Raw genomic sequence first — 12,910 nt, forward strand, 5'->3', positions numbered from 1 at the left:
CCATCACCAATCCAGAGTCCCGATCTCGCGGAGACATCTCCTTCGCCTCCATAATGTCCGTCGGTCCGGCGGATTGGTGCTCGTTGTAAACCGTTCCCGAACACCACTCTGGAACTCCACCGAAGCAGAGCATCATGTCCGCGACATGCGTTCCCATCTCCATGAACTCGTTCCCACTTTTGCGCCCGGCTTTGTTTCTGCCTCGCACTAAGATTACATCACCGATGATACCTTCCTTCACCATCGCTTGTGCTTTCCGGATGCCGGGGTTGACATGGTTCTGTTGATGGATGGCGAACTTAGCACCGGAGGCTTCCCCAGCAGCGACCATGTCATCCGCTTCGACGAGGTCAATGGCGATAGGTTTCTCACACACGGGGCATGATGCCCTCGTGTCTGTGTAGCGATGGTAACGAGATCTAAATTCGCTTCATCATACATCTGATCGAAATCAAGGTAACGCGCTTCGACGCCATATTCATCCCCCGATTTATTGACAGCGTCGGGGAAAATATCGCAGAGTGCAACGAGTTCAAATTCGGGTAGGTCGTTGAGGACCTGAAGATGATGGCGACCCATGCCGCCGCATCCGACAAGTCCTGCACGATAGGTTTTGGACATGATTGTGTCTCCTTACATGAAACGTAATGTGTGATGTGTCCCCTGATCAGCTTGTCACAAGCTACAATCACCGAAGTCGAGACTTTTTCAATGCTTTTAGGAGTTACGCACTTGAGTTTGTAGTAGCGCAATTCATTGCGCGTTGCGAAGGAATGAAAAAAGCCGTTTTCCCATGTTGCGCGGAGGAAAACGGCTTTTTGACAAGTACGGGCAAACAAGCGTTTGTCCCTTCTGGTTTTTTAATCCGCAGCGGAGGAGTATACCTCTGAGCCCGCCTCTTTGAATTCATCGCTCTTTTCCGCCATGCCCAGTCGGAGTGCATCCTCCTCGGTGACACCCTTTTCCCGCGCATACTGACGGACATCTTCCGTGATCTTCATTGAGCAGAAATGCGGACCGCACATCGAGCAGAAGTGCGCTTGTTTCGCGCCCTCTTGCGGCAGGGTTTCGTCGTGGAATTCACGAGCGGTTTCCGGATCGAGACTCAGATTGAACTGATCTTCCCAACGGAACTCGAAACGCGCCTTTGAGACGACATTATCACGCTCTTGGGCACCGGGATGCCCTTTGGCGAGATCTGCAGCGTGCGCTGCGATCTTGTACGCAATGACACCATCTTTAACATCCTTTTTGTTCGGCAGCCCCAGATGCTCTTTCGGTGTAACGTAGCAGAGCATCGCACAACCGAACCACCCGATCATCGCCGCCCCGATTGCGCTAGTGATGTGGTCATAGCCGGGGGCGATATCGGTTGTCAATGGACCTAGGGTGTAGAATGGCGCATCATAACAGTGCTTGAGCTCCAGATCCATATTCTCTTTGATCAGCTGCATCGGTACGTGCCCGGGACCTTCAATCATCACCTGACAGTCTGATTCCCAAGCGATTTTCGTGAGTTCACCCAATGTTTCCAATTCGGCAATTTGGGCGGCATCATTTGCGTCTGCGAGGGCACCGAGCGAGAAGGAGACATCGTAAGTCTTCATGATGTCGCAGATTTCGCGGAAATTGGTGTAGAGGAAGCTTTCTTGATGGTGTGAGAGACACCATTTCGCCATGATGCTTCCGCCACGCGATACGATCCCACAGGATCGGTTTGCCGTGAGTGGAATATATTCTAGGCGCACACCGGCGTGAATGGTAAAGTAATCAACGCCTTGCTCGGCTTGCTCGATCAGGGTATCCCGGTAAATATCCCATGTCAACTCTTCCGCCTTGCCGCTCACTTTTTCAAGGGCTTGGTAGATTGGAACTGTGCCGATCGGGACGGGAGAATTGCGAAGGATCCATTCACGGGTCTCATGGATATTTTTCCCCGTTGACAAATCCATGACGGTATCGGCACCCCATTTCGTTGCCCATCGCATCTTCTCTACCTCTTCCTCAATGGAGGAGGCGACTGCGGAATTGCCGATATTCGCATTGATCTTCACAACATCGGTTCGGTTTCGGGGTGATTGATATTCGCTGGGATGATTGCCCGTCCGCGTGCGACCTCGTCCCGAACAAATTCAGGCGTAATGAAATCGGGAATAAAGGCACCGAAAGATTCGCCGGGGTGTTGATGGTTCAAGTGATTCCGGGGGGCAGATTCGCTCATGAGTGCCTCATACGCCTCAGCCCTCCCCAAATTCTCGCGGATGGCGATAAATTCCATCTCTGGTGTAACAATGCCCTGTCTAGCATAGTGCATCTGGGTAACACAGCCACCCGCTTTTGCGCGAAGCGGTTTTTTTCCTAGACCCGGAAAGTATTCCAAACGACCTTTCTGTTTTTCACGCCGGCTGGCGTACTGTTCGTGACCACGGGTCAGATAACCGTTATCCTGTGGTTGGATTTCGCGCCCCGCATATTCTTCGGTATCGCCGCGCGCCTGAATCCAATCCGCTCGTACCGGGGTTAGCCCTTGCTCGCTGTCACATGATTGTGCATCATCGCCCCAGGGTCCACTGGTGTCATAAACACGCAGCGGCTCGTTGGTTTCCATCTCACCGTTAAATGCCTGCGTGGGATGGAGTGCGATTTCACGGAAAGGCACACGTAGATCTTCGTTCTGTTCGCTGGAAACGTATACTCTTTTACTATTCGGAAAAAATTCGCTTGATTTTTCAGTAGCCATCGTCTCAACCTCCTATGCGGTAAGCAAATGTCAAAAAAAAACCGTTTCCCTGCATAAGGAAAACGGCTCGACATACAAAGTCTGGAACAACGAACGCTGCTCTCTACTCTGCAACTCATATTTCCCTACGCTGGTATTATCCAGATCAGGTCCAAAGGGTATATTCTCAGTGCCCCGGGTCAAATCGGAGCGCACCCCAACAAAGATTATAGATGACGCAGACTTGGCTTCATCGTTTTTTATACAACTCTCAGATAACGTTTATTCTTTCTTAAGAATTATTACAGGATTTCTAATTCAATGTTACAACGATTGCATAAGAAAGTCAAGAGAAAAATTAGATTAGGAGGTTTTCTTTCGACAAGCTACTAGCCACGAAGATTTTTCGACAGACTTTTTATAGATTGAAACAGATGCGTAGAGCACGGTCAATCTGCCCCATTGTAGCATCAGAAAGTGTACCTCTATAATCTAGCAGCCGAGACTTAGATACCACGCGCGTTTGAACACCGAGAGCCACAGAATCAATGGTTAATCCGCCTTCTGGGGCATGGACGAGCACATCGGTCGGATAGTTTCGCGCTACATTTCTTGCATTGGTAAACGGTGTAACCATAATCACTGGACTGGATGATTAATGGCATTACGTGTTACAATCACGGCAGGTCGTGTGCCGCTTTGCTCGGAACCTTCTATTGGATCAAAACGGACTTGATACACATCACCACGGTTCATGAACCATCCTCACCTAAACGTAAGGTTTCCCAACCTGCTGGCTCATATTCTTTAACCATCTGGGTATGGAGTTCCTGATATTCCGAATCCGTCGCCATCTGAGTAATCTGCGCATCAATTTCTTCCTGCTCCAAGTATTCTAAATACCGCTGTACTGCTTGAATTAACAGAGCGTTGCGGCTAGGTGCACACTTTTTGTGAAGTGCTTTATTGACTCTTTCCGAAAGTTCAATTGACATATCAATTGTTGCTCGGATTCGCTTTTTTTTCATTGAAGTGTCTCCTCATAGGCAAATATAGCATCCGACCGACATAAACGCAAGCGATTTTTTCTTGCAGACGCCAAGAGTAATTGTGCTGCTGTGTTACCTCGGTAGCCAAAAGCCGCCATCTACCCGCAAACAGGCTCCAGTAATATAGTCCGCTGCGTCGGAGCAGAGAAACGCTGCCGTTTTTCCGATGTCCTCAATCGTTCCCAGTCTACCCCACGGCAGTTTTTTGCCGCCTTCTCTCAGTTCCTCCTCTGTTGCAAAGTTCCGCTCACCCGGTGTGTCGGTCCACCCCGGCTCAATGACGTTGACATTGATACGATGCTCGGTGAGTTCTGTCGCCATTGTGTACCCCATGTGGTTGATGCCTGCTTTGGCGGTATTGTAGGCAACGGAATTTCCAAACGGGATAAAGGCGTGGACGGAACTGATAATTAAGATCTTCCCACCTTCGCCACGTTCCACCATGTGGCGTGCAGCGACCTGACTGCAATGAAATACTCCCCACATACAGACATCAATCGTCCGTTCCACATCGGCAACGGGAATTTCGAGAAACGGTTTGCGAATGCTCATCGCTGCGTTATTTACGAGGATGTCTATCTTTCCGAACTGATCGATCCCCTGCTGCACCATCGTCTCGACAGCATCTCGATCCGCAATGTCTGCTCCAACAGTGAGGGCATTGCGCCCTAGTCCTCGAACAATTTCAGCGACTTCCGCCGCTTCATCGGGATGGGTTCGGTAGTTAATTACAATGTCGGCACCGCATGTCGCCATCTCAACCGCACATCCACGCCCAATCCCGCGCGAGGAGCCGGTGATCAAAGCAACCTTGCCATGTAAGTCAACCATATTTTACCCTTTCTCACATACATGGTTGGAAGAGTGGAAGGTGGCAAGGATGGGAACCCAATCTTCCACTATAAAGACCTACGGCAGCTGCCCATTTTCCTCTCTTCCAGTCATCCTTCCTTCCATTCGCCCTATTCTTCCTATTACGTTTCACACCTACAGTTTCCACTCATCACCGAGTATAACTTCCAACTGGTCATGCGGTTTGAAGTAATCGGTTGGGTGATAGTCTTTACCCATATACCCGAATAAGCGTTTCCTGCGAGGCGTCATTCGCTCTAGCACATGCGGTGGCAGTGTTTCGTAGTCATAAGGACGGCTCCACATCTGACCGTAACGGAAGGTGACGCTTTTCCGAATCCGATCCGTTTTATTCGGTCCGACCGAGTGCCATTGCGCCCATGGAAAGATGACGGCATCGCCCGGATCGGCAAGCACTTGGATCGCTCCCTCCGGGATGAATCCGGGTTCAGGGTGTTCAGGAAAAGGCTTTTGCTGACTGCCCGGCACTAGCATGAAATTCGCACTGTCCGGCTTTGATACATCGGTCAGGAAGAATTGAACCTTGAATTGTAGCGGGAGGCTTTGGGGGTGCGGATGGATCTGCTGCAGTGAGGGTCCAGCGTCCGTATGGAAACTGAGTAAGGGATCATCGCTGGGGTGTCGCGTGTAGATCTGTGTTCCCATAATCTGGAGGTAGGGCCCCATCAACGCGAGAATCGTTCCAAAAATGTTGGGGTGATCCGTTAAAACATCCAGCGCATCTGTTCTTTCAATCGCCCGAATGATGGTGAAAGCACCTCGACCAAATCGGGGGGTATCAGGACCATCTGTTTCCCGGACGTAGTCTTCAATAACTGGATCGACTGCGTCCAAAAGTGTACGAACTTCCTCAGGGGAAAGCACCTGTTTCACAATGAGATAACCTTGCTCATCCCAGTTTTTGCGTTGTTCCTCTGTCAAGTATCCGTTTACCATCGTGATTCCTCCTATTGTACGTAGTCAATGAATCTTGAGATCTGCGTCGGTTAACAACATTATAGACGATTTCGTGAGCGAGATCCAGTGGAAATTGATATAGCAAAATGTCGGCACTCTTTTTTGATTGACGCGGGTATATATATCCGTATAATGAGTCCTATTCTAACTTTTGGGAGCAGGTTTGTGCCAACAGAGAAATTTTAGTTGAGGAGATAGCGTATGAGCGACGTACTGTCGGTAGGAGTTATCGGCGCAGGGGGTATTGCCCGATCGCATATGAATGCAATTGAAGCAAACGATAATATCAGCCTAGTTGCGGTTATGGATGTAGACGCTGATCGAGTGGGTGCAGCGGCGGCAGATTTTGGTGCTAGCGCCTATACAAACCTTGAGCCGCTTTTAGATGATGCACGGGTGGAGGCTGTACATGTCTGTACACCTCACTCCTTACACGCCGATCAGGTAGTTGCAGCAGCGGCAGCGGGAAAGCATGTGTTGGTGGAAAAACCTATGGCGTTGACGCTTGCCGATTGTGACCGAATGATTGATGCCTGTGATCGAGCTCGGAAGATTCTGATGGTAGGTCAGGTGATGCGATACTATCCCGTAAACCGTGCAATACAGAAAATGATTGCTGACGGAGAAATCGGGCAGGTGGGACACCTGATACGGCGACGGTACAGCTATTTCAACCCAACACCAGCGGGGAGTGACTCTCGACATTGGTATCTCGATCTGGAAATGGGGGGAATTTGCGTCCTCTACTGCTTTGGGCCACATGAATATGACATCCTGCCCTGGTATCTTAATTCGCCTGTAACGCAGGTCTACGCCCAGGGGTCTGAGAGCACCAATCTGTACCGAGGACAGAAGGACTCCTATACCGCTATGATGACACATGAAAATGGTGCGGTGAGCGTGCTGTCGCAAACTGTTATCTCTCACACCAGCGCCCACGATCAGTACATTGTCGGAAGCGAAGGCTCGATGATGCTAGCAGGCGATAAGTTGACCGTCAATGGACAGGAAAGATCGGTGGATGGGTCGAGCCGAGAAGGTATGCCCAACCAGATCCGGGAGTTTGCGACCTGCTGCCTCGAAAATCGTGAGCCCGACGCAAGTGGACACTCTGTGCGTCATTCGATGGCGGTGATTGAAGCGGCTAAACTGAGTGCTGAACGGAATACGCCGGTACAGATGTCTGACTTTGATAGAGATTAATAACCAATGGTGATAGTTTTCAACTGTTGATACGCTCCCCGTCAGAGACAAAGCGTGAAACGTAAAACGTGAAACGTGAAAATAATCTGTTCATGAATTCATTGGATTGAGCGTTGAGTTTCACTAGATTGGAGCGATTTCGAGCAGCATCCAACACCGCAATCTCAGCGTAATGTGTGGTATTTTTTATCGGTGTTGTTCAACCCAACCTACGCTTAACTCTCGAACGATATGGAAATGACATCTTCACCAACTAGCACCAAAGATTAATAAGTCAGCGCAACTTGCTCACCCCAAAGCGAATTTGAACGAGAGGAAAGGGAATTTCTGTATGCAACCACGTCAACGAAAGTACGGCACTGTAGTTGGGCCTCACCCTAGAACTGCCAACGCTGGTATGAATATCCTGCAATCAGGGGGCAATGCGGTGGATGCTGCTGTTGCGGCTGCCTTCACCGAAGGGGTTGTTGAACCATGCCACAACGGCATAGCGGGTTATGGTGGATGTATGGTCATCTATTTAGCCGATCAGCGAAAAGTTGTCGCCATTGACTACAATACCGTGGCGCCCGCTGCAGCGTCGGATCAGATGTTTACCATCGAAAAAACTGATACCCCAGCAGGCTACCGAGTGCCGGGGAGAGTGAATCTCCACGGTCCTCTAGCAGTCGGCGTCCCCGGTGTGGTGGCAGGATTATGTTTGGCACTTGAGCAATTTGGATCTATGCCACTCGCCGAGGTAACTCAACCGGCCATCAGATCTGCTCGCTACGGTTACGTTCCCAACACCGCCAATCGAGGTGCCATGGCAGGCAACGCGAAACGATGGCTGCAGGATTTTCCAGAAACAGCACGTGTTTTCCTGAAGAATGGTCGAGCACCGAAGCCGGGTGAACGACTTACAAACCCTGATCTCGCCCGAACGTTAGAGGCTATCGCCGAAGGTGGAGTCCCTGCCTTCTATCAGGGGGATATCGCACACAAAATTACCGATTTTATCCAAGAGAGTGGTGGGTGCTTGAGCGCTGAAGATTTTCAAAGCTATACACCGCGGGTGCTTGAGCCGTACGAAATTAGTTATCGGGGATATCGGATCTATACAGCCCCACTCGGTGCCGGAGGATTGAGCACCCTGCAGATGCTCCGGTTAATTGAAGCGTACGATGTTGGAAAGACTTCCCTCGTCGAACGAACCCACCTTCTCGCCGAAGCGATGAAAATCGGTTGGCAAGAACGGCTCAGTCGATTCGGGGATCCCGATTTTGTAGAGATTGATATTTCAGCAGAACTTTCGGATTCATTCGTCGCTAAATTCGCACCGGAGTTGAAAGAGGGTCTGAAATCACCAAAGCCGGGAAGAATTGTGTATTATGAACCGCTTAACTGTACTAGCCACATCTCCACAGCGGATAGCAACGGAAACATGGTGAGTCTCACACAGACGCATGGCGGCGGATTTGGCTCAATGTTTACCGTACCGGGGACAGGGCTGCTGTTTGGTCACGGGGTGGGTCGTTTCGATCCGCGACCGGGTTTTGCCAACTCCATCGCCCCTGGGAAGCGCCCGTTGCACAACATGGCACCGATGCTCGCGTTGCGGAACGACGCCCCTTTCGCCACTTATGGTATTCCCGGCGGTCGTACCATTCCGAACAATCAACTCAGTATTTCGGTGAACCTCATCGATTTGCAAATGACCGCTCAAGAAGCCCTAGATGCGCCTCGTGTGCATAACGAAGGGGCAGAACCGATTGGCGTCGAAGAGCGTGCTGGGGCAGATGTGCTCGAAGCGCTGCGAGGGCGGGGGCATCGGGTCGAGCCACAGGCAGGAATCGGCGGACCCGGTCATGCCATTGTGCTTTCGGACGATCCAGTAGTTCAATCCGGGGGTACTGACCCGCGTGGCGAGGGTCGGGTGGCAGCCTTATAACAACACTTAACTAATCAAAGCGAAAAAGCATGAATACTTACGAAACCAATCTTTTTATCAATCCAGAAGTCCGCCCTCTCCCGGAGTACGGTCGGGCACAGAGGGCATTATTGAATCAGGATGCCTTTGCCGATGTGGAAGCAGAGGTTACAAAGTTGCCCGGTTATCAACCGACGCCGTTGATTACGTTGAACGGTCTTGCTTTGGCAAGCGGTGTCGGGGCCCTGTGGTGCAAACACGAGGGATATCGATTTGAAGTGGGAAGTTTCAAACCGACGGGTCCCGTCTACGCCATGCTAGCTGTGTTAAAGGGTGAGATCCAAAAAGCCACGGGTGTAGAAACGGTTACGACGCAAGACTTGATAGACAGAAAGTATGGATCGGTAACGCAAGAGATTGTCGTCTCTGCAGCGACGTCGGGCAACCACGGTCGCGCGTTAGCGTGGGGTGCCCGTATGTTCGGTTGTCGGTGCGCCATTTACATGAACGATGGTGTCAGCGCCGGCAGGGAGGAAGCGATTGCCGGCTACGGTGCAGCGGTGGTGCGAGTGCAGGGAAACTATGACCGAGCGGTGCAACGTTCTTTTGCGGATGCCGAGAAGTTAGGCTATTTTGTCGTCTCGGATGACAAATCTGCCAAGTATCCCCACATTGCCGGTGCGATTATGCAGGGTTACGCAATGGTCGCGGACGAAATCGTTCAACAGTTCAGGGGTGCCCAGCCACCCACTCATGTCTTCGTCCCCGGCGGTGGGGGTCGATTTGCCGGCGCAACTTGTGGGCATTTGTGGGAACGATATGGAAGCAGCCATCCACGGATAGTTGTCGTTGAGCCAACCACGTCCGCCTGTCTGTACCAAAGCATGGTCGAAAACAGAGCGGCAACCGTCAGTGGTGATGGGCGGTCAGTTATGGACGGACTGGTCGTTGAATCGGCTTCGTCCCAAGCGTGGGAGATTTTAAGGGATGGTGCTTTCGCTTTTCTGACTATCCCTGACGAAGCAGCTATGGATGCCATACGGCAGGCGGCGACAGGTGTCGGTGAGGATGCCTCAGTCGTCATTGGTGAGACAGGAATTGCAGGATGGGCAGGGTTTCTGGCAGCGACCCGCGATGAAAATCTGCGCCAGCAACTCGGGCTCGATGGTAAAAGCCGGGTTGTTATTATTGCAACCGAGGGAGCGACTGATCCGGAGGTTTATCGCAACCTTGTCGGTGCGAGTCCAGAAACAGTTGAGGCAGGAACGAAACCCCAAACAACAGAATAGGGAGATTACGAATGGCAGATTGTGTTCTCCAAAACTTGATACCAGACATCGAGCGCTTGGCAGAAACAAAGGTTGCTATGTATAGACTTCCCGGCATAGCGCTCGGCGTTATTCGTGACCAAGAACTCGCTTGGTTCGGTGGGTTCGGCGCGGCGGATTTGGCTACGGGAAAAAAGCCTACTGAAAATACGATTGCCCGTATCGCTTCAGTGACCAAAACGTTCACAACAACTGCCATTATGCAGTTGCGGGATGAAGGGCGGCTCACGCTGGAAGACCCATTGACACATCACATTCCCGAATTTGATTCGGCTCGTGCTATCCGCGACAATGTTGAAGGCGTGACGCTTCGCCGGTTGCTGACGCACCGCTCTGGATTGGTCACCGAGTCCCCGACGCACGGTTGGAATGATCTCGATTTCCCAAGCCGCGAAGAGATGCTCGCCAAACTACCGGAGACAGGGATTGTTATCCCACAGGATTCCGCCTTCAAATACTCAAACCTCGCATTTGGGTTACTCGGCGAGGTAGTATACCGACTCACCGGCACACCATACACCGAATACATCCACGCCAATATCATTGAGCCACTTGGTCTAACCTCCACAGTCTTTGACCTCACAGACGAATTGCGTCCTCACTTCTTCGTCGGCTATAACCCAACGCCCTACCAGGATCGTCCTGAACGTGCCCCCTACGCCCATTTGAACGGACTTTCATCGGCGGGTCAACTGCATTCCACCGTCAGTGACTTGGCAAAATGGATATCGTTCCAATTCCAAACCGATGGCGGAGATCGATGTGGCGCACAGGTGCTCACGGGGCAAACAGTTGCGGAGATTCACCAACCACAATACGTCGAGCAGGATTGGTCGTCGGGGCAATGCTTAGGCTGGCGGGCGACCCGCATTGGGGACCATATCTATCACAATCATGGTGGCGGGATTCACGGCTTTGGCACACAGGTGTGGTTTAACGTTCCAAGTAAAACAGGCGTGGTTGTTCTCCTCAATATGTGGCCTCCGCACGGCGGTCTTGAGATGGCGCAGGCGGTGCTTGAGATGGTGCTGAATGCCGACGAATCGATACAGCCTGTACTAGAGCAGCCAACGCTTGAACCAGCGCCAGAGACGCTACAGCGTTATCTCGGTTATTATCGTGCTGAACCGGGAATTGATGTGAACATTGAGATGCGTGATGGCAGCTTGCAGCTTGTGGCTCACGGTGGCGCTGCATATTCTCTGCACGCCCCGGCAGTCCTTGAACCGACCGATAATAAGGCGGAATGGCTTGTTCGTGGCGGGCGCGCGGCTGGAGAAATCGCCGTCTTTGATTTTGACGATGATAATCGGGTGAGAAGCTACGAGTTGGGAGCTTTCGTATTCAAGAAACTGGTATGATGATGCGGTTAAGTATGCGGCTCATTTCTTGCGCCATACAGCTCTGAATTATCCGCGGTTTGTGCTACTGCATTCTTGAAAATCTAAACACTCGCGCGTTAGGGCTATAGGCAAATGGAGACCATTCGTAATAAGCAGCATAGGAATAGTACGGATTTTTATCTTTATGCCATGCTGTATCGGTACGCATCCCCTCAAAATACTCTATATCTAATTTCCCTTCCTTGACAACACCTGAGATTCTGATTGGACGATTTTCCTTCCGCGCAGACGCTGCCATTTGTAGCATTGATCGGATGCGAGGCTGGTTCTCAAAATTAACTGTCTCCATGCAGCTCACACCGTTGACAACAAGCCTCCATTGTCCTTCATTGTAAGGCATCGGTTGCAAGAAGTCACCGTGGCGCTGTCCTTCGTGACCACTCAGTTGTGTCCCCAAACTATCGGCGGAAATGGATTGATATGTCTTCCCACAGCCTAGCCAAATAATACAACCCCAGCATAAAAATAGAATAAGCTTTACCGATTTCACCCCTAATCCCTCCTCAATTGACGGATGAATCTTTTGGGTAGGATAGTATAAATCGTACCGCCCGTCAAGCTATTATAGTAGACCTTAGAATTAATGAGACAGTTCAACCCGGTGCGGTTAGGAAAACAAAACTACCATTCTACCGTTTGGTAGGCGCAGTTTCTAACTGCGCCTATTCGGTGCGGTTGAAAACCGCACCTACCGGTGAGTGAAAGTGTTTATTTATTTTTTGAATTCACTATAATACTTTCCTAGCGGCTGGTTTGCGGACCAATCAACGCTCAGTCAGCTTGCCAGTAAAAAACTTCGGGCAAACCTTCTGGATAAGCATTAGTAGGATCGTAGTCTGCGCCGGTCGCACTTTCCATGATCGGTACCATGTATTCTTCCCAACGTACAGAATCATCGCTCTCCGCTAGGATACGAGCGGCTTCCGCGTAATTCTCTACCTCCATGTAAAGGAAGAGCTGAAGTCCGGACATGAAGATACTCATTTTGTCAGTTACCCCACCCTGAAGGGCTGGGGCTTGTTGCCCGTTCCCCGGGATTTATTGGGTTCCGCGTTTCTGTCCCCGTCTGAGCAGGGGTTTCGGGGGTGTTAGTTACCACCACACCTCCACGCAAGGCTACAGCAGCCTTTTTGATGTTTATTGCAGCGTTATGGTCTCTGTCCAAGACCAACCCGCAATGGGGACAATCATGGACACGATCCGATAACTGTTTAGCCACAATCTCACTACAACCTGAGCATTTCTGACTGGTATGGTGGGGTTTCACTTTCATGAACCGCTTGCCGGCACTTGCAGCCTTGCTTTGCAGTTTCAACCGAAAACTGCCCCACCCTGCGTCGGATATGCTCTTGGCGAGGTAATGGTTCTTGAGCATGTTCCTGATTTTCAAGTCTTCTACAGCCACTTCATCGCAACGTTCAAGGATGCGATGCGCTGCCTTAAACTGGAAGTCCTTGCGCTGATTCGCT

At 51.0% G+C, this 12,910-nt stretch carries 11 protein-coding genes, 3 pseudogenes and 1 riboswitch (1 of these 15 cut by a window edge); of the genes and pseudogenes, 4 read left to right on the forward strand and 10 right to left on the reverse strand.

What is annotated here, in order from left to right:
* The 7 genes and pseudogenes from J4G02_16210 to J4G02_16240 form a co-directional block, all read right to left on the reverse strand.
* Positions 1-244 (reverse strand): hypothetical protein (locus tag J4G02_16210; GenBank protein MCE2396105.1); only part of this gene is annotated, 244 nt, incomplete at its 3' end.
* Positions 238-621, reverse strand: coding sequence for a Gfo/Idh/MocA family oxidoreductase (locus J4G02_16215; GenBank protein MCE2396106.1), 384 nt, complete (start codon positions 619-621; stop codon positions 238-240). The genes J4G02_16210 and J4G02_16215, both read right to left, overlap by 7 nt.
* A 239-nt stretch (positions 622-860) precedes the next feature.
* Positions 861-2,740 (reverse strand): annotated as a pseudogene (gene thiC, locus J4G02_16220) (phosphomethylpyrimidine synthase ThiC).
* Positions 2,741-2,844: 104 nt separating this feature from the next.
* Positions 2,845-2,949: riboswitch (TPP riboswitch) on the reverse strand.
* 188 nt (positions 2,950-3,137) lie between these two features.
* Positions 3,138-3,475 (reverse strand): annotated as a pseudogene (locus tag J4G02_16225) (type II toxin-antitoxin system PemK/MazF family toxin).
* Positions 3,472-3,747 carry a hypothetical protein gene (locus J4G02_16230; GenBank protein MCE2396107.1) on the reverse strand — a complete coding sequence of 92 codons (276 nt, stop codon included), beginning with the start codon at positions 3,745-3,747 and terminating at the stop codon, positions 3,472-3,474. The pseudogene J4G02_16225 and the gene J4G02_16230 overlap by 4 nt, the downstream one beginning before the upstream one ends.
* Positions 3,748-3,840: 93 nt before the next feature.
* Positions 3,841-4,599, reverse strand: a complete 759-nt coding sequence (locus tag J4G02_16235) for a glucose 1-dehydrogenase (GenBank protein MCE2396108.1) — start codon at positions 4,597-4,599, stop codon at positions 3,841-3,843.
* Positions 4,600-4,755: 156 nt separating this feature from the next.
* On the reverse strand, positions 4,756-5,577 hold the full coding sequence (locus J4G02_16240) for a phytanoyl-CoA dioxygenase family protein (GenBank protein ID MCE2396109.1): 822 nt from the start codon (positions 5,575-5,577) through the stop codon (positions 4,756-4,758).
* 222 nt (positions 5,578-5,799) lie between these two features.
* Between J4G02_16240 and J4G02_16245 the strand changes: the two genes are divergently transcribed.
* The 4 genes from J4G02_16245 (at position 5,800) to J4G02_16260 (ending at position 11,399) form a co-directional block, all read left to right on the forward strand.
* A complete protein-coding gene (locus tag J4G02_16245; protein ID MCE2396110.1) occupies positions 5,800-6,801 on the forward strand; it encodes a Gfo/Idh/MocA family oxidoreductase in 1,002 nt (333 codons plus the stop codon).
* A 331-nt stretch (positions 6,802-7,132) separates the two neighbouring features.
* Positions 7,133-8,731 (forward strand): gamma-glutamyltransferase, encoded by a 1,599-nt coding sequence (gene ggt / locus J4G02_16250; GenBank protein MCE2396111.1) that lies wholly within the window; start codon positions 7,133-7,135, stop codon positions 8,729-8,731.
* Between the two features lie 29 nt (positions 8,732-8,760).
* Complete coding sequence (locus J4G02_16255) at positions 8,761-9,999, forward strand: diaminopropionate ammonia-lyase (GenBank protein MCE2396112.1); 1,239 nt, start codon at positions 8,761-8,763, stop codon at positions 9,997-9,999.
* An 11-nt stretch (positions 10,000-10,010) separates the two neighbouring features.
* Entirely contained in the window at positions 10,011-11,399 is a 1,389-nt protein-coding gene (locus J4G02_16260; GenBank protein MCE2396113.1) for a beta-lactamase family protein, read from the forward strand.
* 64 nt (positions 11,400-11,463) lie between these two features.
* Here the strand turns inward: J4G02_16260 and J4G02_16265 are convergent, their stop codons facing one another.
* From J4G02_16265 to J4G02_16275, 3 genes and pseudogenes are all read right to left on the reverse strand, one after another.
* Positions 11,464-11,931 (reverse strand): hypothetical protein, encoded by a 468-nt coding sequence (locus J4G02_16265; GenBank protein MCE2396114.1) that lies wholly within the window; start codon positions 11,929-11,931, stop codon positions 11,464-11,466.
* A 281-nt stretch (positions 11,932-12,212) separates the two neighbouring features.
* Complete coding sequence (locus J4G02_16270) at positions 12,213-12,413, reverse strand: L-rhamnose mutarotase (GenBank protein ID MCE2396115.1); 201 nt, start codon at positions 12,411-12,413, stop codon at positions 12,213-12,215.
* A 20-nt stretch (positions 12,414-12,433) separates the two neighbouring features.
* A pseudogene (locus tag J4G02_16275) lies at positions 12,434-12,910 on the reverse strand (transposase); it runs 700 nt beyond the window's last position.

This window comes from Candidatus Poribacteria bacterium (assembly GCA_021295755.1).
Classification (GTDB): Bacteria; Poribacteria; WGA-4E; order WGA-4E; family PCPOR2b; genus PCPOR2b.